This is a genomic window from Glaciibacter kafniensis, assembly GCF_039538945.1.
Classification (GTDB): Bacteria; Actinomycetota; Actinomycetes; order Actinomycetales; family Microbacteriaceae; genus Cryobacterium; species Cryobacterium kafniensis.
Window position 1 is genome coordinate 318,978 of the sequence record NZ_BAABCN010000002.1, and the last position, 26,769, is coordinate 345,746.

The window sequence follows — 26,769 nt, forward strand, 5'->3', positions numbered from 1 at the left end:
ATGGTTCTTTCACCGGTCCGTCAGCTGCTGGTCAGCCTGCAGCTGGCGGACTCAGCCTTCCCCAGCGGGTTCTACACGATGTCCCACAGTCTCGAAGGTTTCAGCCAGGCAAAACTGGTGAGCCGTCGAGACATCCAGGACGTTCTGTCTGATTTGCTCGTGCATTCGGTCGGCCCGGGTGACGCTACGGCGCTTGCCCTGGCCCACCGGGCGGCAGAGCGCGGCAACTGGGCTCTGGTTCAGGATGTCGACAAGCGTCTCTTCGCGTCGAAGCTCAATGCAGAGATGCGTAAGGCCTCGGTGCGGAGCGGTCATCAGGTCACCCAGATCGCTCTCGAGGCAATCGGCGGCGACCAGCTGGAACGTTACAGCCAGATGATCACCGCACGCACAACTCCAGGCTGCCAGCCGATTGCGAGCGCCGTCGCGAATGCAGCAGCCGGTGTCGCGACAGAACACGCGGTTGCCTCCGACCTGTTCGCGTTCTCGACGAGTTTCGTCGGCGCAGCCCTGCGGCTGCGTCTCACCGATCACCGCCATGCGCAGGTGGTTCTGAACGCGGTGGGGCCGGTCATCGAACGGGCCGCGGCCGACGCAGTCGCGCGCGACATCGATGACCTGGGCGGCTGCGTGCCGCTCTCCGACATCATGTCGGCTCAGCATGAGCGGGCCGAGGCACGTCTGTTTGCCACCTGATTATTTGTATTGCCGACAGTGTTCCAAAAGAAGTGGGGAATCATGAATGAGAACGTATTGAGAATCGGCATCGGCGGTCCCGTCGGTACCGGCAAGACAGCCTTGACTGAGGCATTGGTGCCGATGCTGATCGCTGCGGGACGCACCCCGGGGGTCATCACCAACGACATCTACACCCAGGAAGATGCCCAGCATGTGCGCCGGGAGCTGGCCGGAGTACTCGATCCTGAACGAGTCGTCGGTGTCGAAACCGGCTCCTGCCCGCACACGGCGGTGCGTGACGACCCGACGATGAACCTCGCCGCGGGTGCGGAGATGCTCGAGAAATTTCCCGACATCGACACCCTGATCTATGAATCGGGGGGAGACAACCTCACGCTGACCTTCTCTCCGGCATTGGCGGATGTCTTCGTGTTCGTTCTCGACACCGGCCAAGGTGAGAAGATGCCGCGCAAGCGCGGACCCGGAACCACCGAGTCCGACATTCTCGTCATCAACAAGATCGACATCGCCCAGTACGTGCGCACCGACTTGGAGGTCATGGAGAGCGACGCGCATCGAGTTCGTGACGGAAAGCCGGTTGTCATGACCAATGCGCTGACCGGTGTCGGGCTGCAGGAGCTTCATGATCAGATCATGGCCGTCTGGAGTGAAGCCAGAGCCGAACTCGTCTAATGACGATTGAGACGGCAACGACGCCGATGGACGAAGTGACCGATGCTCCGCGTGAAAGCGGGGCCGGGTCGACTGACGGTCTCCCGACCCCTTACGGGGGATACCGGGTGACGGCCTCGCACTACGAGCCGACGCGAGTTCCACAAGAAGTGTTGAGGTTTGCGGGTGATCCGGAAAGCCTCCGCGTCGGCAGTCCGGGCAAGGTCGGAGTGTTGCAGCTCACTTTTGCCCGGAACAGCAGGGGAACGGAACTGACAAAGCACTATCAGAAGTCTCCATTGCAGATCATGCGTCCCCTCTACTACGACCCGCTTCGCCCGGATATGCCGTCCACGATGCTGATGACCACGGGAGGCGGCATGGTGTCGGGCGATCGCCACCGCACCGACCTCGTCTTTGGGCAGGACACTTCTGCGCACGTGACCACTCAAGCGTTCGCGAAGGTCTACCGGATGGAATTCGGGTACGCCGCCGCGACCACCAACCTCACTCTTGAGGCCGGTGCATTTGTGGAGTTCCTGCCCGACCCGGTCATCCCATTTGCCAATTCGCGGTACTACCAGCGCACAGCCGTCGTGCTCGATTCGACGGCAACGCTGATCGCAAGCGAAACCGTGTATGCCGGACGTCTCGCACGAGACGAGCGGCATCTCTTCGATGTCTATGCGTCAGATTTCGAGGTGCGTCGTCCGGATGGAACCCTTGTCGCTCTCGACCGGGTGCGACTCTGTCCCACAGACTCCGACGTGAACGGTGTGGCCGTATTGGGCGGTTTTGATGTGCTTGCCATGTTGTACGTGCTGACTCCGCTCATCTCCGCCAGTGAACTCGCTGATCAGCTGCATTCGGCGCTCGCGGAAGCCTACGGCGCTGAGCTGCTCTTTGGGGTGAGCGTGCTGCCGGGGGAGAGCGGCGTGTGGTTGCGTTTGCTCAGCAACGACACCGTTCTCGTCGCGCGGGCTAGCGCGCTCGCCGCCGGCTTCGTGCACGAGCTCCTCACCGGAATCCCAGCACCCGCGTCTCGAAAGAGCTGAAACCATGAAAACGCAACGGTCGTATGTCACGCAGCTGAGCCGGGTGTTCATCCCCGTCACTCTGATGCACATCGTCGGGTTCGGTGTGTTCTTCGTGCTGATCGAGCCGCAGCATCTGAAGTTGGGCTCGTCGGTATTTGGGGTTGGAATTGCGATCACGGCGTACATCCTCGGTGTGAAACACGCCTTCGACGCCGATCACATCGCGGCGATCGACAACACGACGCGCAAGCTCGTCGACATCAAGAAGCCGGCGGCCGGCGTCGGGCTGTACTTCTCGCTCGGCCACTCGACCGTTGTGTTTCTGATGGCGGCGTTGTTGGCACTCAGCGTCAGCTGGGCGGTCGACCTTGCTTCTGACGGTAACGGCATCCGGAACATGCTCGGAATCTTCGGCACCATGGTGTCTGGGGTCTTTCTCTTGCTGATCGGCCTGATCAACGCGATCTCATTTGTCGGAATCATGCGGGTGTGGCAGCGTTCGAAAGACGGAGTGCTGAACGAAAAGGAGCTGGAGCGCCAGCTCGACGGGCGTGGATTCGTGAGCAAGCTCATTCGCCCCCTGATCAAATCAGTTGACCGGCCGGGAAAAATGTATCTCGTCGGGTTTCTCTTCGGCCTCGGCTTCGACACGGCCAGCGAGATCGCACTGCTGGTCTTGGCCGGCACCGGCGCAGCAACCGGACTGCCCTGGTACGCGGTGCTCTGTCTGCCGTTGATTTTCGCCGCAGGCATGAGCCTGTTCGACACCCTCGACTCGGCAGTCATGGTGAAGGCCTATTCGTGGGCCACCTTCAACCCGATCCGCAAGGTCTACTACAGCCTCACGGTGACGGGCATTTCAGTGATGGTGGCCGTGCTCATCGGTGGGATTGAGCTCATTGGCCTGCTCAACGAGAAGCTGGGCCTGAGTGACCCGCTCACCGGCTGGATTGCCAGCATTGACCTGGAGAACGTCGGCTACATCATTGTGGGAACGCTGATCTTCGCCTGGGTGGCCTCTACTTTGTATTGGAAGCTGGCCAAAGTTGAAGAACGGTGGGCCGGCCATCCGGCCAGCGCAGATGCGGGCGCAACACGCGACGATCATCAGTGACGAAGGGTCAGAAGACGATGAGCCAGACTTTGAGCGAAACCAAGGGCGTCGCCGCGTGGGGGCTCGCCCTCGGTCATGGCCTCTCGCAGATTTTCTTTCAGGCGAACGTCTGGACCGGGGCATTGATTCTGGCCGCCTTCGTGGTTGCAGACTGGCGGATGGCTGTGCTCGTCGTGCTCGGCAGCCTCGCGTCGTCGGCAACCGGACTGTTGTTCGGCTCAAAGATGCCGGCGGTACGTGACGGCATGCAGGGGTTCTGCGGTGCCCTGGTCGGGGCTGCGACTTTCGCCGCCATCGGTGGGCAAGGCGCCGCCTATCCGATCGCCATCGTCGGCGGCGCGCTCTGTGCCCCCGTCACCTGGCTCGTCGTCTGGATATTCACCCACGAACCGCTGAAACCGTTCAACCTGCCCTCGACGACCGCGCCATTCTGTATTGTCGCGACCGGGGTGCTCCTCGCCACCATCCCGCTCCACACCAGTACTCCAGACACGACGGTGAGCGACTCAGCTGTGACAGCTTTCTTTGTCTCATTGCTGACCAACGTCTCCCAGGTGGTGCTGGTGGACAGCATGTGGGCGGGCGCCCTGATTCTGCTCGGCTTGTTCGTCGCCTCCTGGAAGGTCGGACTCGCAGCGGTTCTCGGCAGCGCCGTCGGAAGCCTGTGCGCCCTGGCGATGAACGAATCCCTGCAGACCACGGCGAACGGACTCGCCGGCTATTCAGGAGTACTGACAGCCATCGCCCTAGCTGCCGTGTTCGTGAAGGGAACCTGGGAGCCGTGGGTCTTGGCGATCATCGGCACCGCCGTCACCGCAGTCGTCACGTTGCTGATGCATCACCTGTCCGGGCCGACCTACACCTGGCCGTACATTCTCACGACCTGGGTCTTTCTGATCATCGTCTACTTCGTTCCGCGTCTGAAGCGGGCGTGACGGCATCAGATCAGCGAGGCCAGCCACAGACCGAGTCCAGCAGCAGCGACCGCCAGCACCAGCATCCCGATTCCGCTGGCCAGTGACCAGCCGTAGCGGCCCTGCTTGATCAGCTGCACCGTCTCGTAGCTAGCGGTACTGAACGTCGTGTAACCGCCCAGAAAACCGGTGCCGATGATGACGTTGAGGTCGGTCGGCAGAAGATGTGTGAGCGTGAGTCCGGTGATGAAGCCGAGCACAAGCGAGCCAGACACATTGATGATCGTGGTGGCCCATGGGTAGGCGGTTCGCAGCTTCGAGCGGAGCAACCCGTCGAAGAGAAAGCGGGTCGCCGCGCCGAGACCACCGGCAACGGCCAGGAGCAGAAAGATCAGGGGGGTCATCGGGTCACCGTGCTCGCTGCGTCGGGGGTGTGTGCCGCTCGGCGGGCGTTGGCCCGGGCGGCGATCACGATGCCGGCCCAGGTGGCGAAGGCGCCGAGAATGACGGTGCCGAGGGCGTAGACGAACGCGAGTGGGAGGTATCCGTTCGAATTCAGTACCGCTGTATCGGTGGCGAGGGAGCTATACGTCGTGAAACCACCGCAGAAGCCGGTTCCGAGCAGCAGCTTGAGGTTCTTCGCCCTGCTGTCGCCTGGGCCGAGTCGCGTCACTGCCTCGTAGAGGTAGCCGAGTAGAAAGGCGCCGACGATGTTGATGAGGGGGATGACGATCGGCATCGGGCCGAGGTTGGGAATCAGCAGCGAGAGACCTTCTCGTGCGGATGCCCCGACGGCGCCGCCGAGCGCGACCAGGCCGATGGGTCCCCACCGCAAATGACTTGGGCGTGCCACGGCGGAGTTCACTGCTTCCACGGCGTCGGTGATTCGAGGCCGGGCGGGCGGGCGGGAATGACGACCACCGGGCGGTGTTGGTGATGCGCCAGTTGCACCGCGATCGAGCGGTTGAAGAATTCCTGGATGCTGCCGCTCACGGAACTCTCGTGGCTGCCGACGACGATCATGGCCGCGTCGATGGTCTGGGCGAGATGGCCGAGGGCGCTGGCGATGTCGCCGGCGAGCAGGAGCATGCGCCATTCGATGCCGCTGTCCACCAGCAGCTCTGCGAGACCGGCGGCCAGCTTCTCGTCGAAGATCTCCTCCCGGAGATCGGCGAAGTCGGGGTCGATCGAGGTGGAGCTGACAGCGCCGTCTGCCGCCTCTGCGGTTGCGTAGCGTCCGGGATTGACGTGCGCGCAGACGAGCGGGGCTCCGAACCGGAGTGCGAATTGGGCGGCGTGCAGAACGACATGGGTTGGTTGGCCGGGGGATACTCCGACGATGACGGGATGAACCGAATGCTCGTTGGCTGGCATGCTCGGAGCCTACCGGCGCTGAACATCCCCTTCAAGCGCGCGCGGCGCGGCGATTCGGGGGGCGCCGGGGTGCCGCTCCCACCTGAACCACAACTCGACGCTCTAGAGTCAGGCACTGTGAAACCTCCGAGATCGCTTGAAAGCACGCCCGTCGCAGATGTCGCGAATCTTCCTCTGCTGTCCGAGATGGCCAAGCTTCGCGAAGAGCTTTCCCGCTTCCTGATGCGGTACAAGTTCGGTATCGACGAGGTGCTGACGAAGATCACGATCCTCCAAGAGGAATTTCTGCACCTGCACGAGCACAACCCGATTGAGCATGTGAATTCCCGCCTCAAATCGCCGGAGAGCATCATCGGTAAAATCGAACGAAAGAGCCTCGACCCCTCGTTCGACTCGATCCGTCGAAGCATCACCGACATTGCCGGAGTGCGAATCACCTGCAGTTTCATCGCCGACGCCTACCGCGTTTTCGATCTGCTGACCCAGCAGAGCGACATCCGGGTGCTGGAGGTCAAGGACTACATCAAGGACCCCAAGCCCAACGGCTACCGCAGTCTGCACGCGATCATCGAGATCCCGGTGTTCATGTCGGACGGTGTCGTGCCGGTGACCGTTGAGCTGCAGATTCGCACGATCGCGATGGATTTTTGGGCGAGTCTCGAGCACAAGATCTATTACAAGTACGACGGCCAGGTTCCATCAGCGCTTCTCGGGAATCTGACTGAGACGGCCGACATCGCCGCGAACCTCGATCTGCGGATGGAGCGGCTGCACCACGAGGTGCTCGCGCTGAACTCGGATCCGTCTGGCCAGGAGACGCGGGACAGACCAGGAGACCCGAAACTGAAAGGAATCGGGTCATCGGTTCCTGGCTGACAGGGCGGTGAGTACCCGGATAGCGTGTGCCGCGTCGTCGGTATCGAGGCCGGATGCGAACTCGGCGAGCACACGATTGCCGGTTTCGACCACAGCGCGGCCACGCGCAGTGACCACGACCGTCTTCTCCCGACGTGACAGCGGTGAGGCGTCGACCGTGGCGTAGCCATCCTTCACCGCCGCGTCGACCTGCCGGCTGACGCTGCTCTTATTGAGCCCGAGCACCGCGGCGATCGCCTGCTGATTGAGTGGGTCGTCGGGGGCCGACAGCGTGCAGAGCAGCGTGTAGGTGGCGAGCGAGGCCCGGCATTCGGTCTGAACGCGCTCGCCGAGAGCGCGTTCCAGATTGGTGACCGCGGTGCGGGCGCTGAGCCACAGCTCGAGAAGTTGAGCGCTGGAGTCGTGTGAAACCGTCATCCGTCAAGTATTGACTATCATGAGTTGCACATGCAACGGTTGCATGTGCAACCAAGGGAATGATTGATGCATGTACTTCTGGTCTTCGACCACCCGTATGGGGCCGAGGCGTTCGACAACGTGCCGAATCGCCGGAGTCTGTCGGCCGCAATGCTGGCCGCGGCGCAGACGGGGCTGGATTCTGCCGGTCACTCCTCCGACACCGTCGATCTTGTGGCGGAGGGCTTCGACCCGGTGCTGTCGGCCGACGATCTGCGCGCCTGGCGAACCGGCACCCCCGGTCGACCTGATGTGCAACGCCTCCAGGACCGGGTGGCCGCAGCCGACCACATCGTCTTCGTGTTCCCGACCTGGTGGATGTCGATGCCTGCTGCCACGAAGGGGTTTCTCGACCGGGTGCTCACGCGTGGGTTTGCCTTCGAGGAGCCGCGGCCTGGTGGAGCTCTGGTGCGCACCCTGCACCGACTGCGCGGTGTCACGGTGCTGACCGCGATGACGACGCCTGGCCCCGTGTACAGAGCCTGGTTCGGGCGGCCGGCCCAACGCATCCTGGCGGACGGCACATTCCGTCTCATCGGGATTCGACGGATTCGATGGATCGCCATCGACCGTTCCACTCAGCGCGGAGCTCTGCGTCGTGAGCGAGCGCTGGCGCGTATCACGCGGCGCTTCGCCGCCCTGCACTGAAACTGGCCCCCGCAGTCGTGGGGGAGGCCAGTTTCAGGTTGCGTCTCGCGTCACCTGCTCAGATTTCAGGCTTTGCGGCCTTCGAAGAGCGGTCGGTAGGCGAGGCCGGCAATCAGGGCACCGATCAGCGGGGCGAGGATGAACACCCACACCTGGCCGAGGTGTTCAGGACCGCCGTAGATGGCCGCGGCAATCGAGCGGACCGGGTTGACCGAGGTGTTGCTGATCGGGATGGAGATCAGGTGGATCAAGGTCAACGACAGCCCGATGGTGAGGCCGGCGAAACCGGCCGGAGCGCGCTTCGAGGTGGCACCGAGGATCACGAAGAGGAAGATCGCGGTGAGCACGATCTCCGCGACGATCACGGAGGCGAGGTTGAAGCCACCCGGCGAAAACTCACCGAAGCCGTTGGATGCGAAACCACCGGCGACGGCGTTGGACGCGAAGCCGTCTGGACCACCGACCGCGATCACATAGACGAGGGAGGACCCGATGATGCCGCCGACGAGCTGGGCGCCCCAGTAGCTGAGCACGTCCTTCCACGGAAGGCGACCGGCGACCGCAGCACCGAGGGTGACAGCCGGGTTGAAGTGACCGCCGGAGATGTGCCCGACGGCGTAAACACCGACAAGAACGGTCAGGCCGAAGGCCAAAGCCACGCCGAGAAATCCGACGCCCAGACTGTTGTTGGCTGAGTCGGGAAAATTGGCGGCGAACACCGCGGTACCCACCCCGCCGAAGACGAGGAGGAACGTGCCGAACACTTCAGCCGCAAGTCTTTGAGCTGTGGTGGGCGCCTGCTGCGGCGCGGGCCCCCCGACCTTCTTCGTTGCCGTCTTTGTCGATGTCATGCGATTGCTCCTTCGCGAAGAGATCGGGGCAGCGGAGCCGCAGACCGACCTGACGCCCCCCTGGCGTCGAACCCAGAGTAGGGGTGCAGCACTCCAGATGCTCGCTGCGGCACGCGCTTTGTGACGGGACATGTCTCCCGTGGGCAGGGAGCCGGTCATGTCGTCACCGTCTCGTGTCGGCCCGATCGCCGTGTATGGTCGTTGCTGTACACGGGAGTCCGGTGAGCCGGGCTGAGAGGAAGCTACCCCAAGCTTCGACCGTTGAACCTGATCTGGATCATGCCAGCGCAGGGAGAACGCACTCGCACCCGTGCCTTGTCTCATCAACAGAAGGCGCGATATGAACACATTCATTGATTCACCCGAGGCTCCGGCCTCCCACACTGCACCGGCGGAATCCGAGCGCATCACCCTCACACCACAGCAATTCGGTGTCGGCGCACGCGTCACCCTCGCCGTGATGAGCGACGACTACGTCAGTCTCATTCTCGGCGCCCTCGGCGAAGCGGATGCGACCGGACTGCAGGTCACCACCGGCGACGTCAGCACCTTCGTCGGTGGGGCCGAGAGCGATATTCTGCGCTATCTCAGTCAACTCATCGGAGCCGTCGGACGAAGCGGTGCGCATCTGAACGCCGTCGTGCACTTCTCGCGCGGCTGTCCGGGGGAAGTGCTCTGCGAACGTCCGGCGACGGCAGGGCCCGTGCCGGGCACGGTCGGGGAGCGAGTGCTGACCGGGGTGCCCGCCGTGGCCGAGTGGGCGCTCTACCCGCTCGAAGACGGTGTACGAGGGGGAGCCGAACCCGATCACATGCGCGACATCGACGCCGCCATCGACTTCTCGAAGAGCAACGGCACCTTTCGCTCCTCAGAGCACTTCGTGACGCGCCTCGAAGGCGACGTCGCAGACGTGCTGCACACCGTCGCACTCGGCTGGATTCTGGTGGGTCGCACCGTTCAACATGTGACCAGCCACGTCACGTTGTCCATTAACAGCCCGTTTCCCAACAGCCCGACGGGCGGGACCCTGTGACGCGCCGCCGATTCACGCTGCGCGACCTGGTGCTCCTGGTCGTGCTCGGCGTCGTCTTCGGGTTTCTCTATTGGGCGCTCGTGCAGGCCTGGACCGGCCTGTCCATTCTGATGGGGCCGGCCGGCGACTTGGCCCAGCACGTGCTGATCGGCGGCTGGCTGCTCGTCGCGCCGATCGCCGTGACGATCGTTCGTCGCCCGTTCTCCGGCGTCATCGCAGAAGTATTGGCGTCGGTCATCGAAGTCGTGTTCCTCGGCTCGGCTGTCGGCCCGATTCTGATGGTGTCGGCCGCCCTGCAGGGCGCTGGCAGCGAGTTGCCGTTCGCGCTGCGTCGCTACCGGTCGTTCGGCTGGGGCAGCTACGCCCTCTCTGGGCTGCTGGGCGCCGGTTTCGTCTTTGCCTTCTCGGCCTTCCGATTCGGCTGGTACGGCCAAGACATCTTTCTGCTGCGTCTGGTCGTGCAGCTCGCCTCCGGCGTGATCATCGGCGGACTCTTCGCCAAGGTCATCGTCGATGCCCTCGCCAGGACCGGAGTCGTTGACAACTTCGCCATCGGCCGGGCGCAGCTGGCGACGGCTCCGCAGCCACAGGCGTAACGGATGCCGGCCTCGCACGGTGAGCCGCCCGCATCCGTCGATCTGGTCGACATCGCCGTGACGTTTCCGCGTCGCGCCGGCGCGGTGCTGTCCGGCGTGACACTGCGCATCGAACGAGGAGAGCAGGTTGTCGTTTTCGGGCCGTCCGGTGCCGGAAAATCGACGCTGCTCAGCGTGATCACCGGAATGATCCCTCACGCGGTGTCTGCGACCCTCGGCGGCACGGCTCGGATCGCCGGCCTCGACACGCGGGCCGTGGAAGTGGCCGAGCTGTCCCGGCACGTGGGTCTGGTCGCGCAAGACCCTGACGCGTCGATCTGTCTGCCGAGCGTCGACCAAGAGCTCGCGCTTCCTCTGGAGAACCGCGGTGTCGAACCGGCACTGATCGCTGCCCGGATCGACGCCGCGTTGCGCGCCGTCGGGGCGCTGGAGCTGCGTGAGCGGGCAAGCGATGAGCTCTCCGGCGGTGAAACCCAGCGGATTGCACTCGCCGCCGCGGTGATCGGCGAGCCCGATGTACTTCTCCTCGACGAGCCGACGTCGATGCTCGATGCGGCGGGGATCCGGTCGGTGCAGCGCGCGATCGGCACGGCCGTCGAACGGTATGGCCCGGCCGTGGTGCTGGTCGAGCATCGCCTCGACGAGTTTTCGGGCGACCGAGGAGTGGCCGGACTGCCCGAACGATCGATCGTCCTGGGCGAGGGCGGCACCATCCTGCACGATGGCCCCACGGCGACCGTGCTCGTCGAGGCGGGGCCCGCCTTGCATGCGGCCGGCTGCTGGCTCCCGCTTGAGGTCGAATTGCAGGCCGTCTTCGGCTCGGCTGGCGGACTGAAGTCGTCCACCGTGCGCGCCGGACTCCGTGAGTGGGCGGCAGAGGACGCCGACCAACCGGAGCAGGAGGGCGGCCCGCACGACCCGCGACCGCTCGTCCTCGCCGCGAACGACCTCGGGATCAGCCGCGACCCCTCCGTTGCCCGCCACCGTTCAGCCCGCTGGACTCGCTTCGCTCGGCGTCGGGTGCCGGCGCCCCCGGCGCTTCTGATCGCTCGGGCGTCGATCCAGCTGCGAGCCGGCGAGATCGTGGCAGTTCTCGGCGCCAACGGCAGCGGCAAGACCAGTCTGCTCCTGACCCTCGCCGGCCTGCTGCCACCGGCTACCGGCGCCATTGTCGGGGACCGACCCGGAATGGTTTTTCAGAATCCCGAGCACCAATTCGTTGCTTCCTCGGTGCGCGGAGAACTCGCTCACAATCTTCAGCGCACTCAGCTGCCGCTCATCGACCGGCTGCTCGCGGCTCATCGCCTCCAGCATGTGGCCGAACAGAACCCGCATCGGCTCTCCGGCGGGGAGAAACGCCGACTGAGCGTGGCGGCGATGCTCGCCCATCGACGAGTGTGTCTGATCGCAGATGAGCCGACGTTCGGCCTCGACCGCACGAATACGATCGCCCTGATCGCGGCATTTCAGACAATCTCAGAGGAGGGACGCGGAATCCTGTTCTCCAGCCACGACCTCCGCACCGCGGCGACTCTCGCCCACCGAGCTATCGTGATCTCTGACGGTTCACTCGTGATGGATGGGCCGATCTTCGATCTGCTCGGGCGCCCGGACCTCGTCGCTGCCGCCGGACTCAGCGTTCCACCGTTGCTCAGCTGGCTGCACGAGAACGTCGACACCGCCGAGCAGATGCGGCAGGTGCTGAGACGACTCGACGCCGCAGTGGCCGGCGCATCCGTGGCGAGTGCGGGCGAACCGGCCACATCCCTCGGAGCCTGGCCATGAACGGCATCTCTGTCGGCGGCTCGGCCATCAGCTCCCCGCTTGCCCGCCGCAACCCCACGGTAAAGCTTGCGTTGCTCTTTCTCGTGTCGTGCGTGTTGCTCGTCGTCTTCGATCCGGTGACGCCGACCGTGCTCTATTTGAGTGGACTGCTGACGGTTCTCGTCTTCGCCGAAATCCCGGCCCGGACGTTGCTGCTGTCACACCTGCCATTTCTCGGCTTTGCGCTCGGACTCCTTATCGTCAACGCGTTGAGCCGGCCGGGGGACGTGCTCGTCGAAGCCGAGGGTGTGCGCGTCACAACTCAGGGTCTCTACCTGGGTGCTGCCCTCGCGATGCGCACCCTCGCGATCGGGATACTGTCGATTGCGTTCGTTGCGACCACCGATGGGGTTGCCCTGATGACAAGCTTGAACCAGCACGCGAGGCTGAGCGCTCCGGTGACCTATGCCGTGCTTGCCGGGTATCGGATGCTGCAGCGGATGCCGCGGGAATGGCAGACCATTCGCCAGGCCCAGGCGGTGCGTGAGCCATTGCGCGCCGACGGAACAGTGCGGTTCGGGGTGCGCAACTACAGCCGAGCGGCGTTCGCACTGCTGGTTGCCTCGATCCGGCGTGGCGAGAGAACTGCACAATCGTTGGAGTCCAGGGGGCTTGGCTTGCACCCGCGGAGCGTCTGGCGGCCGATTGCGCTCGGCCGCGCCGACTGGCTGATGTTCGGCGGCGTCGTCGTGACCGTGCTCGGTGTTGTCGCGGTTCTCGCGGCCTGTGGACTGGTCAGAGGTCCGGCCATGCTCGCATCCTGACGGAGCCGCGGCGGGCAGGCAGTCCGCGCGTGCCATAGGGTTCCAGAGAGCGTGAAAGAGGAAAAGAATGACTGAACTTATCGAGCTGACGGTTCCGCGCAAGCGCAACGTCAAGGACCTCACTGTCACGATCGCTGCACTCGAATCGGGCGATCAGGTCAGTGCGACGTTTTTCACCGAACGATTCGGCGCCTTCAATCTCGACGGTGAAGCACGTCTGTCGCCGGCGATCGGCACATTCACCGTCGCAGGTCGAGCGATCGAACAGAGCCTGAAGCCCGACAAGTCGCTGCAGACCTTGCTGATTGTGAGGCATTCGTCGGTGGGAGACGAGGAACAGAGGGAGGGCGAGGAGTCGCGCGAGGGCGAGAACGAGGACGAACCCGCGCTGCAGATCGGAGATCTCGGCGCCGTTGCAGAGCTCGGCCACGGAGACCTCGTGCGTGCCACGCTCCATGACCCCGCCTATGGAAACTTCACGGTGACCGGGGTTGCCGTGTTCTCTCGAGTGGGAACCATGTACCTCGTCGGGGAGTGGATTCTCGGCATCAACCAGTCGCCGGCGCCGCGTCTGCGTCAGATCGAGATCGTGTCACCGGCGGGAAGCCACCCTCACCCGGTTCCCGCGACCATCACGACGCTGGCCGACGAAGCCGAATAGCGCCAACGACGAGGCTGGCCGGCGTGCCGACCCGTTGTCGAATTGATGGATGCCGATCGGTGGCGACAAGCGTAATGTCGGAAGCGGGAAATTCGCTTCGGAGGTAATCGTCATGACACGCTCTTGGCTGCGTTGGCTGCCGGCACTCGTCGTTCCGGCCGTGATCGGCGCCGGCATCGTGATCGTTCCTCTGATGGCGAATGCAACAGTCTCCCTGCCAGACAAGACCCCGGAGCAGGTGCTTGAGCTGGTCGGCGAGAATTCCGTCACCGCTTTCTCCGGAACGGTGGAACAGAGTTCTCAACTCGGGCTTCCCGAACTGCCGAAAGGCATGGCATCCGAAGCGTCAGAACTCGGCGCGGGCGGTGTCGAGGCGAACGCGGCATCACTGATCGAATTGCTGAGTGGTTCGCACACGGCCCGGGTGTACCTCGACGGCGCGGCGAAAGCGCGAGTTCAGGTGCTTGATCAGCTCGCCGAGCGTGATGCGATCCGCAACGGCAGCGATGTCTGGCTCTACGATTCCGCGCAGCAGACCGCCACGCACCTGACGCTGCCGGCACAGCCGTCGACCGGGGACGCCGAGGGCTCCGTTCCGACACCGGGCGAGGTGCTGACTCCGGCTCAGGTCGCCGAGAGGCTGCTCGCCGCCGTCGATCCGAGCACGACGGTCTCGGTCGGTGCACCGGTCAAGGTGGCCGGCCGCACCGCCTACGACCTGGTCCTCACCCCGAACAGTGCGAACACCCTCGTTGGCTCAGTGTCCGTCGCCGTCGACTCGGTGACGGGAATGCCGCTCAAGGTGGCTGTTCAGGCGCGTGGCCAGCACCAACCGGCATTCGAGATCGCCTTCTCCGAGTTGACGGTACAGGCGCCGGCGGCTGAGCTGTTCAACTTCACTCCTCCGCCGGGTGCGACGGTGAAGAACGTGACGGTACCCGCATTTCAGAAGGGATCGACCTCGGCAGAAGGCATCCCGCAGCACACCGTCACCGGCAGCGGCTGGGAGTCGATCCTCACGGCGACCGTCGGCGTCCTGCCCGCGTCTGTGACGGCCTCACCGCTGTTCAACGCGCTCACCCAGTCGGTGCCCGGCGGACGCGCGATCTCGACCTCACTGGTCACCGCCCTCCTGACCGACGATGGCCGGCTCTTCGTCGGAGCGGTGCCGCTGAGCCAGCTGCAGGCCGCAGCCGCCACGCAGTGAGCCAGCCCCTGTGAACGGGCTCCGGCCGTCAACAGAGCTGGCGATCGAAACTCGTTCCCTCACCAAACGGTTCGGCGTTCACGCCGCCGTCGACCAGATCGATCTCGCCGTCCCCCGTGGGGCGGTGTTCGGTTTTCTCGGGCCCAATGGGTCGGGCAAGACGACAACCATTCGAATGATGCTCGGCTTGGCCGCCGCAACGAGTGGCGAGATCACCGTGCTCGGGCAGTCGATGCCCGAGTCGGTGGCCGCCGTGCTGCCGCGGGTCGGCGCACTGGTTGAGGGCCCGGCTTTCTACCCTTTTCTCTCGGGAACGGCCAACCTGCGCCGTCTCGATTCCGCCGACCGGCATGCTCGCGGAAACAGCAGGATTGCCCGCGTCGAGCACGCTCTCGACCGGGTCGGGCTGACCCACGCCGCCGGCAAGAAGGTGCGTGCCTATTCGCTCGGAATGAAGCAACGCCTCGGCATTGCCAACGCCCTGCTCAGCCCGCGAGACCTGCTGGTGCTCGACGAACCGACGAACGGACTCGACCCGCAAGGAACACGTGAAGTGCGGAGTCTCGTGCGCTCTCTCGCTGCCGACGGAACCACAGTCTTCGTTTCGAGTCATCTTCTGGCCGAGATCGAACAGATCTGCACCCATGCAGCGGTGATGAGCGCCGGACGCCTTGTTGCGCAGGGCACGCTGACTGAGCTACGCCAGGGTGGGCAGACCCGGGTGAGGGTGCACACTCCGGATGTCGCCACCGCGTTGGGCGTGCTGGCCAGCCTCGGTCTGGTGACTGATTCGTTCATCCCTGCACCGAGAGTGGGTGGCGACGGGGGAGTGACCAGTGAGGCGACCGTCAGCGCGACGCTCGGAGAACGCATCCTGCTTCCCGAAGCCATCGTCGCCGCCCTGGTGATCGGCGGGGTGCGGGTGCGCGGTTTCAGCATCGACAGTGCAAGCCTGGAAGACCGGTTCGTCGAGCTCACCGGGGAGGGGTTCGACATTGCCTCGTGATTCGGTGTCTCCTGATTCGACGCTGCCCGGCTCACCCGTCGACCGGGATAGCGATAGACGCACCCGTCCAACGTGGGGAGGCGCGCTTCTCGCGTCTGAGCTGAGCGTTCTGTTTCGTCGTCGGCGCACCTGGGCGATGCTGGCCGCGCTCGCCGCGATCCCCGTGCTCATCGCAATCGCCGTTCGGCTGACCGCCGAGTCCCGCCCGAGCGGCCGCGGTCCGGCCTTTCTCGACCAGATCACCCAGAATGGACTCTTCGTGGGGGTGACGGCACTCATCGTGTCGATTCCGCTCTTTCTGCCGTTGACGATCGGTGTGGTCGCCGGCGACACCATAGCAGGGGAGGCCAGCCTCGGCACGCTGCGTTACCTGCTGATCAGTCCGGCCGGGCGCATCCGTTTGCTCGTGGTGAAGTATGTCGGAGCCGCAGCCTTCTGCCTCGGAGCAGCACTGACCGTGGTCGTGGCCGGCACGATCATCGGTGCCGTGCTGTTTCCGGTCGGGCCGGTGACGCTGCTCTCCGGCACGACCGTCGGGGTGGGGGAGTCGCTGCTGCGACTCGCCCTGATTGCCGGTTTCGTCACGGTGTCTCTGCTCGGGCTCTGTGCCATCGGCCTGTTCATTTCGACACTGACGGATGTCCCTGTCGGCGCGATGGCCGCAACCATCGTTCTCTCGGTCACCTCCCAGGTGCTCGACGCCTTGCCTCAGCTTGACTGGCTGCACCCGTGGCTATTCAGTCACTACTGGCTGGGCTTCGCCGATCTGCTGCGCGACCCGATCGGGTGGGGGTCATTCGGCGACAATGCGCTGCTGCAGGTGGGCTACCTGGCCGTCTTCGGCACGGCGGCCGTCGCGCGTTTCGTGACGAAGGACATCCTGTCGTAGCCCGACACGCCTGTCCTGCCCGACATGCCTGTCATGCCCGGCCAGGCGCGGCTACTCTGGTGTGGACATCCGCCCGACGCGTCGCGCGACGCGACCGTGAACGCGGCGCAGCATGAAGGAGAGCACGATGCAAACGATCAGCCCATTTCTCTGGTTCAACGATCAGGCTGAAGAAGCGGCGAACTTCTACGTGTCGATCTTCAAGAACTCGAAGATCGAGAACGTCTCGCGTTACGGCGAGGGGGCGCCTGCTCCGGCGGGAACCGCGATGGGCGTGAGTTTCGTGCTCGACGGCCTGGAACTTCAGGCGTTCAATGGCGGGCCGATGTTCACCTTCACCGAGGCGATCTCGCTCTATGTGAACGCCGAAACCCAACCGGAGATCGACGAGCTCTGGGAGAAGCTCACCGCCGATGGTGGGGAGCCGAGTCGGTGCGGTTGGCTCAAGGACAAGTACGGCCTGTCGTGGCAGATCGTTCCCCCGGTTCTGACGCAGCTGCTGAGTGATCCAAACCCCGAGGTTGCAGGCCGGGTGATGCAGGCCATGCTCGGGATGGGCAAGCTGGAGATCGCGGGATTACAGGCCGCCGCTGCCGGCTAGAGCGATTCAATCTGCTCGATGGCAGAGTCGAGAATTGCGACAGCCTCGGCGGAGTTGATGCGCGCCAGCAGGAGCGCACTGATCGACAAAGACGTGAGCAGGCGCGCATGCACGGCGACAGCGTGGGGCTCCAGTGCGCCGGCAACGCGCCCGAGCGCGCGGGAGAGTGCTGCGCTCAATTCCAGCCGATAGCGGTCGACAATCTCACGGAGCGCGTCGTCGTGGCCGGCCAGCCCCGCTGCGCTGTTCACGAGCAGACATCCGCGTTGCGCCGTGCCGTCTGAGAAAGCCGCGACCGCAGCGCCGAGGCCCTCGAAGTACGTGATGAGTGCGGCACGACCGTCGGGCTCAGAGTCGAGAACGTGCAGGCGGGGGCGGATGACGGTGTCCAGGTAGTCCTGCACCGCGGCGTCGAAAAGTCCCCGTTTGCTGTCGAATGCGTTGTACATGCTCGACCGGTTGAGTCCGGTGGCGCGTTCGAGATCGCTGAGGGAGACGCCGTCGTAGCCCTTCTCCCAGAACAGGTCACGCGCGGCCTGCACGACGGTCGTTGTGTCGAATGCCTGGCTGCGTCCCATGTTGTTCCCTCGTTTTGTGTACCGATCAATTCACTATTATAGTGGAACGATCAGTTCAAAATGTTCCGCGCACCATCATTCACTGTCGAGTGAGGCGTTCTGCGTGTTATCTCACCCCATTCGAAAGGTTCCCCCGTTATGTCGATTCCCTCTCTCAGCACTCAGATTCAGCTGGTCAACCGTCCGGTCGGCTGGCCGGAACAGACCGACTTTCGCACGGTGAACGTTGAGCTCCCGCCGCTGGCTGACGGCCAGGTTCGGGTTGCCAATGAGTTTCTCTCTGTCGACCCGTACATGCGTGGCCGCATGAATGACGTTAAGTCCTACACTCCGCCCTACGTTCTCGGCGAGACGATGACCGGTGGCGCTGTCGGACGCGTCGTTGCCAGCGCCGCCGACACAATCACGGTCGGTGACGTCGTCGTCCACCAGCACGGATGGCGCGATCTCGTGCAAGAGGATGCCGCCGGCTTCCGCGTCGTGCAGGAGATTCCCGGTGTTCCGCTCTCCGCCTATCTCGGGGTACTCGGCCTGACTGGCTTCACCGCCTACGTCGGCCTGCACGATATTGCTCAGCTGAAGCAGGGCGACACCGTGTTCGTCTCGGGCGCGGCAGGCGCCGTCGGAACGATGGTCGGCCAGATCGCCCGTCTCTCCGGCGCCGCGCGGGTCATCGGATCGGCCGGTTCGGCCGAGAAGGTCGCGCTGCTCACCGAGAAGTACGGCTACGACGCCGCATTCAACTACAACGATGGCCCCGTGCAGGCTCAGCTTGACGCTGCGGCGCCCGAGGGAATCGACGTCTACTTCGACAACGTCGGCGGCGAGCACCTTGAAGCAGCCATCGGGAGCTTCCGCGACGGGGGACGTGGCGCCCTCTGCGGTGCGATCTCCCAGTACAACACCACGGAGCCGGCGGTCGGCCCGCGCAATATGGCGAACATGGTCACCCGCGGACTCACCTTGACCGGCTTCACCGTCGGTAACTATTCCCACCGTTTTCCGGCCTTCGCCGCCGACATGGCCGGCTGGCTGGCGTCCGGTGACATTGTCTTCGACGAAACGGTCGTCGACGGAATCGAGAACTCGGTCGACGCTTTCCTGGCGCTGATGCGTGGAGCGAACACCGGCAAAATGGTGGTCAAGATCGCCCCGCTGAGCTAGCGAAGGCTAGTGCCCGGAAGGAACCATCTCATGCGCCGGGTCGACGACCGGCTTCTTCACGAAGAACGAGGCGGCGACGGCGAAGAGCGAGATGACCGCACCGCACAGGAACGCCGCCTGAATGCCACCGGCCGTCGCGCTTGTCACCGAGAGCCCGTCGCTCTTCAGCGCCAACATTTGGGTGGACATGACCGCCACGAACAGTGCGGTTCCGACGGCGCCGGCGAGCTGCTGCACCGTACCGACGATCGCGCTGCCATGCGAGTACAGGGCCGGGCGCACAGCACCGAGGCCAGCGGTGAACAACGGGGTGAACATCAGGGCGAGACCGATACTCAGGGTGATGTGTGCGATCAGAACGAGAACGAACGGGGTGTGCTCATTCATCAGGGTCATCGACCAAATCACACCGCTGACGATGATCGATCCGGGCACGAGGAGTACCCGAGGGCCAACGCGGTCATACAGGCGTCCAACGATCGGACCCAGCAGACCCATGACCAGGCCGCCCGGCAGCATGAGCAGACCTGTCACAACCGGTTCGAGCCCGAGCACGGTCTGCAAGTAGATCGGCAGCATGATCAGGGTGCCGAACAGAGCCATCATGCTCACGAACATCATCACGATCGACACGGTGAACGTCGTCGACGTGAACGTACGCAGGTCGAGCAGGGCTCGATCGCTCTTGTGCAGAACAAGCTGACGCAGCACGAAGGCGATCAATCCGACGATGCCGACGACGAGGGGAACCCAGCCAGGAAGGCTTCCATCCTCCGCCGGAGCACCCAAGGTGCTCAGCCCGTAGATCAGTCCACCGAAAGCGAACACGGAGAGGAGCACCGAGAGAACGTCGACGGGTGCCTTGCGGGGTGTCGTCACGTTCTCGATGCGGGAAGCTCCGAGAATCAGGGCGCCGATCGCGATCGGAAGCACCAGCCAGAACATCCACCGCCAGTCCAACACACTGAGGATCAGCCCGGAGATGGTCGGGCCGATGGCGGGCGCGACCGACATGACGATTGCGATGTTTCCCATCGTGCGACCGCGCGACGCGACCGGCACCAGCGTCATCACCGTCGTCATCAGCAGCGGCATCATGATCGCCGTTCCGCTGGCCTGCACAACACGACCGACGAGAAGAACTTCGAAGCCGGGGGCCATCGCCGAGATCAGAGTGCCCAGGCTGAACAGCGACATGGCTGCGATGAAAATAGGGCGGGTGTTGAAGCGCTGCAGGAGATAGCCGGTGATCGGAATCACGACGGCCATGGTCAACATGAACGCCGTGGTCAGCCACTGAGCGGCGGTCGCGGGAATCTGCAGGTCGGCCATCAGCTTCGGCAGAGCGACGCCCATGATCGTCTCGTTCAAGATGACGACGAACGCCGAGACGAGGAGCAGCGAAATCACGCGGCTATTGCGGCGAGCCGTCTGCGGGTCTTCAGGAAGATCCGCACTGGTGCGGGGAGGAGCGGGCAGGGTGGCTTCGGTCACGCGAGAGTCCTGTCAAAACGGTCAAACTGAGAAAAACGGTCGCGGTGGCGACATCTGGATCGAACGCACAGCTGATGCCCATTATTCCGGATTGGTCGGATGTCGCCTGCCGCTGATCGCGCGCGTGGCCTGGCACAGGTCTGGCACCGGTCTGGCGACGCCCCGCCCGCTCAGTGCGAGAGCTGCACTCCCCGGGCAACTGCGGCGATCACCGCCTGGGCGTGCTCGTTCCCGAATCCGCGCGTGCACACCGCCAGCACGTAGGAGTCCGGCTCTCCCGGCTCACCGACGAACGCGACGTCGTGGTGGATGCCGTCGACCCAGCCCGACTTGCTGCCCCAGGTCGCACCTGGGGGGAGCGCCGCGCCGATGACCGGGTAGGCCTGGTTCTTGAGCTGTTCGACCATGAAGGCGGTCGACGCGGGGCCGCAGAGCGCCCCCGTCACGATCGAGTTCATGATCGCAGCCAAGTCGTGTGCGGTGGCTGCATGGCTGAAGCCCTCGTCGCGGGCCGCATGATCACTGATCAGGCGTTCGAAGCTCGACGATCCAGCACCCATCAGCGCCAACGATTCGGTCACGGCCGGCATGCCGATGCGCTCAACGACAAGGTTGGTCGCCGCGTTCGACGAGACCCTGATCATCCGTTCGAGACATTCGGCGAGCGAGACGGTTTCACCGTTCGGCGGCAGCCCGAGGTCCGTCTCGTCTGGTTCGAAGCTGAATCGTCCCGCTCCTGCAATCCGGCTCATGAACGTGTCGGTGACCGCGACCGGCTGGTCGAGCGACAGCATCCCGGCGTCGACCTGGCGCATTGCTGCGACGAGAACGGCGAGTTTGATCGTGCTCGCCGCATAGACGGGCTCGTCGGCATTGAGCGAGATGAGCACGTGTCCGTCGGCATTCATGGCCAGAAAGGAGAGAAACGGAACGCCGTCGCTGTAGGCCGAGATCACAGACATTGCAACATGATCCCATAGGCTGCGGCTCGCGGCTCAAGCGGCACGCGATAATGGCCGTTATGCTCTCTCCCGCCCGTCTTGTCGCGCTTCTCGAGGTCTCCCGCACCGGCAGCATTTCCGCTGCCGCCAAGCAGCTTCAGCTGACCCCGTCCGCGGTCTCCAGCCAGATCTCCACCCTGGAGCAGGCCCTCGACACGAAGCTGATCGAACGGGGTGCGCGCGGCGTCTGGCTGACCAGCGCCGGTGCGCGGTTGGCCGAGTACAGCGAGTCGATCGTCGGGCTGATGGAACGGGCAGAACTGGAGACCCGGGAGCTGGGCCGCGGCGACACCGGCCGGCTGAGTTTGGGATTCTTCGCGTCGGCGGGCACCCATCTGGTTCCGATGGCTCTGTCGTCATTCATGGCAATGCGGCCGACCGTGAGTCTCAATCTCTCGCCTGGCCAGCCGAGTGAGCTGCTGCCGCGCCTGCTGAGTACCGAACTCGATGTCGCAGTGGTGTTCGAATACACGACTGGGGTCCAACGTTTGATGGGCGGCGAGGCCGGGTCGAATCTGACGAGTGAGACACTGCTGATCGATCCGTACTTTCTCGCTGTTCCCCCCGGGTACCGCCCGAAGGCACCAGGACCGATTGCGATGTCTGAGCTGAAAGACGCACAGTGGATCGCGACGCAGGGGATGCGAACCGAGCCGGCCTTGGTCGACCGGTTGTCGGCCATCGCCGGGTTCTCGCCTCAGGTGCGTTGTCGCACCGACTACTACGACATTGCCCTCGGCATGGTGACAGCGGGAATCGGCTTTGCACTCGTTCCCGGCCTCAGCCTCGGACCGGGGCGCGATTTGGAGAGCCGCGGCGTGCAATTGCGCAAACTCGATACCGCACTGCCGATCACCCGCATTGTGACGGCGCTCACCCGAACCGACAATCCGAACCCCCTCGTTCCGGCATTCCTCGACCGGCTGAGGGTATCGGCCGCCCGCGTGCGAGAGAGCTTCAGCGGACTCGAGAAACGCTGCCTCTAGGCGAGCGAACGGATGCCGGCCAGTCGGTGGAGTGCAGCGCCGGGCGTCGCACCGGTTGGCCGCTGACGGCGCAGCACCTCCTGGCCGGCGACGAAGACGTGGTGCACACCGAGCGGGTGGAGCATCGGATCCTGAAAAGTCGCCTGGTCGAGCACCGTATCCGGGTCGAAAACTGCGATGTCGGCCACTTTTCCGCTGGCGAGAACACCTCGCCCGGCCAAACCGAATCGGGCGGCCGGCCGCGCCGTCATCCGGTGAACGGCATCTTCAAGTTCGAGCACTCCGAGTTCTCGCACGTATCGGCCGAGCACCCGCGCGAAGGTTCCCGCCCAGCGGGGGTGCGGCTTTCCGCCCTTCGGCACACCGTCGGAGCCGACCATCGTTCCCGGGTGTGCGAGCACCCGGCGCATGTCAGACTCGTCCATCGAGTGCGAGATGATCGTCACCTGCCCTGACTCCGCCTGCAGGAGCTCACAGACGTAGTCGACTGGGTCTCGGCCGGCCCGTGCAGCGAGAAGGGTGATGGAATGCCCCTCTGCGGACGGTCGCGTCGCAGCCGTCGCCACGTCAATGCGATCCCAGCCGCCGTTGCCGACGGTGTTCTCCCAGCCCGCAATTCCGGTGACGATCTCCGTGCGCATCCGTTCACGTGCCGCGGGATCGGCCAGCCGCTGAAACATTGACCGAAAACCGCCTTCGGCGACCCACGGCGGCAGGAGCGCATGCAAGTGGGTGCTGCCCGCGACGTAGGGATAGACGTCGCAGGTGACATCGATTCCGTCGGCGCGCGCCTCGTCCATCATCGCAAGCGTGTGCACGCTCTTGCCGGCGCTGAACCGACCGGCCGTCTTGTGATGAGAGACGTGCAAAGACGTGCCCGATTGCCGGGCGACCTGCAGCGCCTCCTGCAGTGCCGCCTCGACCTGACTCATCTCATCGCGCAGATGCGTCACATAGGGAGCAGCGTGCGCGGCCGAGACCCGACCGAGCGCCACCAGCTCAGCGGTCGTCGCGTAGGTACCGGGCGGGTAGATGAGACCAGACGACCAGCCGACGGCCCCACCGCGGAGCTGGGCATCCAACACGGCACAGAGCTCGTCAGTTTCTGCGCGGGACGCCGCTCGCTGCGCAAAACCCATCACCGCTGCGCGCATGGTCGAGTGGCCGACGAGGCTCGTGATGTTGTTCAGGCGCCTGGATGCGTCGTGGCGGCGGCGAAAATCGGCGATGTCGGCCCCCGGGCGCGCACCGGTGCCGAGCAGCGTCTCTGAAAACTCACGCAGTGACGACTCGAACTCGGGATGATGCGCCGACGGAAAGATCGAGTACCCGCAGTTTCCGGCAATCTCCGTTGTGACGCCTTGCCGGGCTGCGGCAATCACGAGATCGGACGGGGCAGCCGCATCGCCGCTCTGCAAGCCCACAGCGTCGGAGTGCGTGTGCACGTCGATGAAACCGGGGGAGACGACGAGGCCGCCGACATCGATCACGGTGGCCGTTGACCGGTCGATGGATGCCGCGTCAACGATGAGACCGCCGGCCAGCCCGATGTCCGCTCGGCGTGACGGGCGGCCGGTTCCGTCGACGACCGTGCCGCCACGCAGGAGTACGGGAGTGCTCATCGTTCAGTCAACTCTGGCCAGAAAGTCTTTGGTGCGTTGCTGAGTGGTGTGCGTGAGCACCTGCTCTGGCGTTCCCTGCTCCACGATCACGCCGTCGGCCATGAACACGACCCGGTCGGCGACGGTGCGGGCAAACGACATCTCGTGCGTGACGACAACCATGGTCATGCCAGACGATGCGAGGTCTCGCATCACGGTGAGCACCTCGCCGACCAGTTCAGGGTCGAGGGCGGAGGTCGGTTCATCGAAGAGCATCACGTCAGGCTTCATCGCCAGAGCCCGCGCGATGGCGACGCGCTGCTGCTGCCCGCCGGACAGCTGCGACGGGTAATAGTTGACGCGCTCGGCCAGTCCGACCTCAGACAGCAGCTCTGTCGCCGCCTGCAGTGCGCGGGAGCGTTCCTCTTTCTTGATCTTCCACGGCCCCTCAGCGACATTGTCAACGGCGCTGAGATGAGGAAAGAGGTTGAAGTTCTGAAAGACCATCCCGATCTTCTGCCGCTGACGCCTCAAATCGTCGTAGCGCAGTTCGACGAGGGAGCCATCGGTTTTCTCCCGATAGCCCACCAATTCGCTGTTCACCCGGATGCGACCGGAGTCGATCTTCTCCAACTGGTTGATGCACCGGAGCAGTGTCGTCTTTCCCGACCCGGATGGACCGATGATGCAAACGACCTCGCCGGCGTTGACGTCAAGATCGATTCCCTTGAGAATCTCGTTCGCTCCGAAACTCTTGCGCACCGACCGGGCACTGACGACGGGGCCGGTCATGCTGCGTTCTTTCGACGGATCGGCAATGCCAAGTTCCTTACGACTGTGGTGCGGAGCGGGATGCTGCGATCGAACCCGCGGGAATAGCGCTTCTCCAAGAAGTACTGCCCGATCGTGGCGATCGTGGTGAGAAGCAGATACCAGATGGATGCGACGACAAGAAGGGAGATGACCTCAAAGTTGCCGAGGTAGATGCGTTGCGCAACGGTCAGCAGATCCGATCCGGCAATGATCGAGACCAGCGAGGAGGTCTTCAGCATGGAGATGAACTGATTGCCGGTCGGGGGCAGGATCACCCTCATCGCCTGCGGGAGGACAATGCGGGTCATGATGCCCCAGCGGGACATCCCCATCGACTCTGCTGCCTCACGCTGACCCGGGCTGATGGCGAGCACCCCTGCCCGCACAATCTGCGACATGTAAGCACCCTCGTTGATGGCGAGGCCCAGGAGGCCGGCAATGAACGGGGTGATGATCGATGCCTCGACGCCGAACAGCTTCGGTCCACCGAAGGGTATCCCGAACTCGAGGCGCGGAAAGATCACGCCGAGGTTGAACCAGAAGAGCAGCTGAACGAGCAGCGGCGTTCCCCGAAAGAACCACGAGTACGAACCGGCGACGATGCGCATGACCGGGTTGGCCGACAGCTGCATCACCGCGACGACCACGCCGATTGCCAAACCGATGACCATCGAGATGACGCTCAAGCTGATGGTGATCCACAGTCCCTGGAGGATGGGCGCCGAGACGATGTACTTCACGACGACATCCCAGTGGATGGCCGGGGTGACGATCAGCGTGTAGAGAACCCAGCATCCGAAGACGGCCGCTGCGACGGCACCGAGCAGACGGCCCCAGGCCGATGGCTTGCGTGCGTTGAGGGGGAGCAGCGGTGGTTCGACTCGGGAGGCGACGGCCCCCCGTTCGCTAGTTGCCGTCATTGATCTTTGCGTCGGTGACGCCGGCATCCTGAACGTCGTACTTGGTCAGCAGCTTCTCGTACTCACCGTTCTCGATGAGTTCGTTGAGCGCTGCCTGCACGGCCTTGGTCAGTTCCTGGTCGTTCTTGTCGATGGCAATTCCCCAGGGTCCCGCCTCGTACTGCTCGGGGAGCACCTCATACTTGCCGGCGATCGACGCGAGCTTCTTGGCAACGGGAAAGTCGACCATGGTGGCGACGGCACGGCCGGTGTCAAGCTGCAACAGGCCGGTCGGGGCGTCTTCCGATTCGGAGATGATCATGGGGCTTGCGCACTCGTCGGTCGAGTATGACTGCAGGATTGCAAGGTTCGACGAGCCCTTTGCACCGACAATGTTCTTGCCACACAGATCGGCAATCGTCCCGATCGATTCCGGATTGCCGAGCGGAACCATGATGGCGCCGCCGGCGACGAAGTAATCGACGAAGTTGACCGCCTGGCGACGCTCCTCTGTGTCGCTCATCGATGACAGGGCAAGATCCCATTGTTTGGACTGCAAGCCGGGGATCAAACCGGGGAACGAGGCATTGGAAATCTCGAAGGAGAGACCCAGCTGTGTCGCGATGAGCTCGGCCAGCTCGGGGTCGACCCCGATCAGATCGGTGGTTCCCTCCGCGTACATCTCCATCGGCGGGTATCCCTCGGCCGTGGCGACCTTGAGAACGCCCTTCTCTTTGAGCGCGGCGGGCACCAGGCTGGCGGCGTCGGTGCCGGACTCGGAGCCGCTCGTGCTGGAGCTCGTGTCGACAGGCTCGTCGGCGGAGGAGGCCGAGCGTCCGCATCCCGTCATTGTCGCGAGCAGCGCGATCACCCCGAGGCTGACAAGGATGCGGGTTGGTCGGGTCAGGTGCTGAGTCATTGAACATTCTCCTGAGGTTGTGAGGGACGTGCTCGCAGTCCCCAGAGGGGCGCCGTCGGCGTGCTGCCTTGAATCGTGGCAGGAGGGTTCGCCAGGGCACAACAAATTTCACG

Annotated in this window: 30 protein-coding genes and 1 riboswitch; of the genes, 18 read left to right on the top strand and 12 right to left on the bottom strand. The window is 64.2% G+C overall.

All coding sequences use genetic code 11. The features are described from left to right. Genes ABD791_RS01960 through ABD791_RS01980 form a run of 5 tightly spaced genes read left to right on the top strand, consistent with a single transcriptional unit; the run spans nucleotide 1 to nucleotide 4,436 of the window. Nucleotides 1-696, top strand: coding sequence for an urease accessory protein UreF (locus tag ABD791_RS01960; protein WP_345061757.1), 696 nt, complete (start codon nucleotides 1-3; stop codon nucleotides 694-696). 42 nt (nucleotides 697-738) lie between these two features. After that, complete coding sequence (gene ureG / locus ABD791_RS01965; protein ID WP_345061759.1) at nucleotides 739-1,371, top strand: urease accessory protein UreG; 633 nt, start codon at nucleotides 739-741, stop codon at nucleotides 1,369-1,371. Continuing rightward, nucleotides 1,371-2,405, top strand: a complete 1,035-nt coding sequence (locus tag ABD791_RS01970; protein WP_345061761.1) for an urease accessory protein UreD — start codon at nucleotides 1,371-1,373, stop codon at nucleotides 2,403-2,405. Before ureG ends, ABD791_RS01970 begins: the two co-directional genes overlap by 1 nt. A gap of 4 nt (nucleotides 2,406-2,409) precedes the next feature. Next, the gene (locus tag ABD791_RS01975; RefSeq protein ID WP_345061763.1) at nucleotides 2,410-3,501 is read left to right on the top strand and encodes a HoxN/HupN/NixA family nickel/cobalt transporter; all 1,092 of its coding nucleotides are present in this window, start codon (nucleotides 2,410-2,412) and stop codon (nucleotides 3,499-3,501) included. Between the two features lie 17 nt (nucleotides 3,502-3,518). Continuing rightward, on the top strand, nucleotides 3,519-4,436 hold the full coding sequence (locus tag ABD791_RS01980; RefSeq protein ID WP_345061765.1) for an urea transporter: 918 nt from the start codon (nucleotides 3,519-3,521) through the stop codon (nucleotides 4,434-4,436). Nucleotides 4,437-4,441: 5 nt separating this feature from the next. On the opposite strand, the gene crcB is transcribed toward ABD791_RS01980, so the two are convergent. Genes crcB through ABD791_RS01995 form a run of 3 tightly spaced genes read right to left on the bottom strand, consistent with a single transcriptional unit; the run spans nucleotide 4,442 to nucleotide 5,789 of the window. Further along, nucleotides 4,442-4,819 (bottom strand): fluoride efflux transporter CrcB, encoded by a 378-nt coding sequence (gene crcB / locus ABD791_RS01985; RefSeq protein ID WP_345061767.1) that lies wholly within the window; start codon nucleotides 4,817-4,819, stop codon nucleotides 4,442-4,444. Beyond that, nucleotides 4,816-5,289, bottom strand: coding sequence for a fluoride efflux transporter FluC (locus tag ABD791_RS01990; RefSeq protein ID WP_345061769.1), 474 nt, complete (start codon nucleotides 5,287-5,289; stop codon nucleotides 4,816-4,818). The genes crcB and ABD791_RS01990 overlap by 4 nt, the downstream gene beginning before the upstream one ends. Continuing rightward, on the bottom strand, nucleotides 5,277-5,789 hold the full coding sequence (locus ABD791_RS01995) for a universal stress protein (protein ID WP_345061771.1): 513 nt from the start codon (nucleotides 5,787-5,789) through the stop codon (nucleotides 5,277-5,279). The genes ABD791_RS01990 and ABD791_RS01995 overlap by 13 nt, the downstream gene beginning before the upstream one ends. Nucleotides 5,790-5,975: 186 nt before the next feature. On the opposite strand from ABD791_RS01995, the gene ABD791_RS02000 reads away from it, so the two are divergent. Further along, on the top strand, nucleotides 5,976-6,665 hold the full coding sequence (locus tag ABD791_RS02000; RefSeq protein ID WP_345064429.1) for a GTP pyrophosphokinase: 690 nt from the start codon (nucleotides 5,976-5,978) through the stop codon (nucleotides 6,663-6,665). Here ABD791_RS02000 and ABD791_RS02005 read toward each other — a convergent pair. Then, the gene (locus tag ABD791_RS02005; RefSeq protein ID WP_345061773.1) at nucleotides 6,648-7,082 is read right to left on the bottom strand and encodes a MarR family winged helix-turn-helix transcriptional regulator; all 435 of its coding nucleotides are present in this window, start codon (nucleotides 7,080-7,082) and stop codon (nucleotides 6,648-6,650) included. The genes ABD791_RS02000 and ABD791_RS02005 overlap by 18 nt on opposite strands. Before the next feature lie 66 nt (nucleotides 7,083-7,148). On the opposite strand from ABD791_RS02005, the gene ABD791_RS02010 reads away from it, so the two are divergent. Beyond that, entirely contained in the window at nucleotides 7,149-7,769 is a 621-nt protein-coding gene (locus tag ABD791_RS02010) for an NAD(P)H-dependent oxidoreductase (protein WP_345061775.1), read from the top strand. A 65-nt stretch (nucleotides 7,770-7,834) separates the two neighbouring features. Here the strand turns inward: ABD791_RS02010 and aqpZ are convergent, their stop codons facing one another. Beyond that, nucleotides 7,835-8,620 (bottom strand): aquaporin Z, encoded by a 786-nt coding sequence (aqpZ, locus tag ABD791_RS02015; protein ID WP_345061777.1) that lies wholly within the window; start codon nucleotides 8,618-8,620, stop codon nucleotides 7,835-7,837. A gap of 200 nt (nucleotides 8,621-8,820) precedes the next feature. Next, nucleotides 8,821-8,931: riboswitch (TPP riboswitch) on the top strand. 29 nt (nucleotides 8,932-8,960) lie between these two features. Here aqpZ and ABD791_RS02020 point away from each other — a divergent pair. From ABD791_RS02020 to ABD791_RS02060, 9 genes are all read left to right on the top strand, one after another. After that, the gene (locus ABD791_RS02020) at nucleotides 8,961-9,653 is read left to right on the top strand and encodes a YkoF family thiamine/hydroxymethylpyrimidine-binding protein (RefSeq protein ID WP_345061779.1); all 693 of its coding nucleotides are present in this window, start codon (nucleotides 8,961-8,963) and stop codon (nucleotides 9,651-9,653) included. After that, nucleotides 9,650-10,249, top strand: a complete 600-nt coding sequence (locus ABD791_RS02025) for an ECF transporter S component (protein ID WP_345061781.1) — start codon at nucleotides 9,650-9,652, stop codon at nucleotides 10,247-10,249. The genes ABD791_RS02020 and ABD791_RS02025 overlap by 4 nt, the downstream gene beginning before the upstream one ends. Nucleotides 10,250-10,252: 3 nt before the next feature. After that, the gene (locus ABD791_RS02030) at nucleotides 10,253-12,034 is read left to right on the top strand and encodes an ABC transporter ATP-binding protein (protein WP_345061783.1); all 1,782 of its coding nucleotides are present in this window, start codon (nucleotides 10,253-10,255) and stop codon (nucleotides 12,032-12,034) included. Then, complete coding sequence (locus ABD791_RS02035; protein ID WP_345061785.1) at nucleotides 12,031-12,837, top strand: energy-coupling factor transporter transmembrane component T family protein; 807 nt, start codon at nucleotides 12,031-12,033, stop codon at nucleotides 12,835-12,837. The genes ABD791_RS02030 and ABD791_RS02035 overlap by 4 nt, the downstream gene beginning before the upstream one ends. A 67-nt stretch (nucleotides 12,838-12,904) precedes the next feature. Further along, nucleotides 12,905-13,498, top strand: a complete 594-nt coding sequence (locus ABD791_RS02040) for a hypothetical protein (RefSeq protein WP_345061787.1) — start codon at nucleotides 12,905-12,907, stop codon at nucleotides 13,496-13,498. 112 nt (nucleotides 13,499-13,610) lie between these two features. Beyond that, entirely contained in the window at nucleotides 13,611-14,705 is a 1,095-nt protein-coding gene (locus ABD791_RS02045) for a LolA family protein (protein WP_345061789.1), read from the top strand. 10 nt (nucleotides 14,706-14,715) lie between these two features. Further along, nucleotides 14,716-15,711: an ABC transporter ATP-binding protein gene (locus tag ABD791_RS02050; protein WP_345061791.1), complete on the top strand. Its 996-nt coding sequence runs from the start codon at nucleotides 14,716-14,718 to the stop codon at nucleotides 15,709-15,711. Between the two features lie 22 nt (nucleotides 15,712-15,733). Then, a complete protein-coding gene (locus ABD791_RS02055) occupies nucleotides 15,734-16,600 on the top strand; it encodes an ABC transporter permease (RefSeq protein WP_345064432.1) in 867 nt (288 codons plus the stop codon). A gap of 127 nt (nucleotides 16,601-16,727) precedes the next feature. Then, nucleotides 16,728-17,201: a VOC family protein gene (locus tag ABD791_RS02060; protein ID WP_345061793.1), complete on the top strand. Its 474-nt coding sequence runs from the start codon at nucleotides 16,728-16,730 to the stop codon at nucleotides 17,199-17,201. Here ABD791_RS02060 and ABD791_RS02065 read toward each other — a convergent pair. Next, nucleotides 17,198-17,779 (bottom strand): TetR/AcrR family transcriptional regulator, encoded by a 582-nt coding sequence (locus ABD791_RS02065; RefSeq protein ID WP_345061795.1) that lies wholly within the window; start codon nucleotides 17,777-17,779, stop codon nucleotides 17,198-17,200. The two genes, ABD791_RS02060 and ABD791_RS02065, sit on opposite strands and share 4 nt — an antisense overlap. Before the next feature lie 138 nt (nucleotides 17,780-17,917). Here ABD791_RS02065 and ABD791_RS02070 point away from each other — a divergent pair, with 138 nt between their 5' ends. Beyond that, nucleotides 17,918-18,943, top strand: coding sequence for an NADP-dependent oxidoreductase (locus ABD791_RS02070; protein WP_345061797.1), 1,026 nt, complete (start codon nucleotides 17,918-17,920; stop codon nucleotides 18,941-18,943). Nucleotides 18,944-18,949: 6 nt separating this feature from the next. Here ABD791_RS02070 and ABD791_RS02075 read toward each other — a convergent pair whose 3' ends face one another. Then, nucleotides 18,950-20,437, bottom strand: coding sequence for an MDR family MFS transporter (locus ABD791_RS02075; RefSeq protein ID WP_425562208.1), 1,488 nt, complete (start codon nucleotides 20,435-20,437; stop codon nucleotides 18,950-18,952). Between the two features lie 170 nt (nucleotides 20,438-20,607). Continuing rightward, nucleotides 20,608-21,399 carry a serine hydrolase gene (locus ABD791_RS02080; RefSeq protein ID WP_345061799.1) on the bottom strand — a complete coding sequence of 264 codons (792 nt, stop codon included), beginning with the start codon at nucleotides 21,397-21,399 and terminating at the stop codon, nucleotides 20,608-20,610. 59 nt (nucleotides 21,400-21,458) lie between these two features. Between ABD791_RS02080 and ABD791_RS02085 the strand changes: the two genes are divergently transcribed. Further along, entirely contained in the window at nucleotides 21,459-22,424 is a 966-nt protein-coding gene (locus ABD791_RS02085) for a LysR family transcriptional regulator (RefSeq protein WP_345061801.1), read from the top strand. Here ABD791_RS02085 and ABD791_RS02090 read toward each other — a convergent pair. The 4 genes from ABD791_RS02090 to ABD791_RS02105 are packed head-to-tail and all read right to left on the bottom strand — an operon-like array spanning nucleotide 22,421 to nucleotide 26,656. Next, the gene (locus tag ABD791_RS02090) at nucleotides 22,421-24,046 is read right to left on the bottom strand and encodes an N-acyl-D-amino-acid deacylase family protein (RefSeq protein WP_345061803.1); all 1,626 of its coding nucleotides are present in this window, start codon (nucleotides 24,044-24,046) and stop codon (nucleotides 22,421-22,423) included. The two genes, ABD791_RS02085 and ABD791_RS02090, sit on opposite strands and share 4 nt — an antisense overlap. A gap of 3 nt (nucleotides 24,047-24,049) precedes the next feature. Next, nucleotides 24,050-24,817: an amino acid ABC transporter ATP-binding protein gene (locus ABD791_RS02095; protein WP_345061805.1), complete on the bottom strand. Its 768-nt coding sequence runs from the start codon at nucleotides 24,815-24,817 to the stop codon at nucleotides 24,050-24,052. Next, nucleotides 24,814-25,758, bottom strand: coding sequence for an amino acid ABC transporter permease (locus tag ABD791_RS02100; protein ID WP_345061807.1), 945 nt, complete (start codon nucleotides 25,756-25,758; stop codon nucleotides 24,814-24,816). Before ABD791_RS02100 ends, ABD791_RS02095 begins: the two co-directional genes overlap by 4 nt. Next, on the bottom strand, nucleotides 25,745-26,656 hold the full coding sequence (locus ABD791_RS02105) for an ABC transporter substrate-binding protein (protein ID WP_345061809.1): 912 nt from the start codon (nucleotides 26,654-26,656) through the stop codon (nucleotides 25,745-25,747). Before ABD791_RS02105 ends, ABD791_RS02100 begins: the two co-directional genes overlap by 14 nt. Nucleotides 26,657-26,769: the final 113 nt, after the last annotated feature.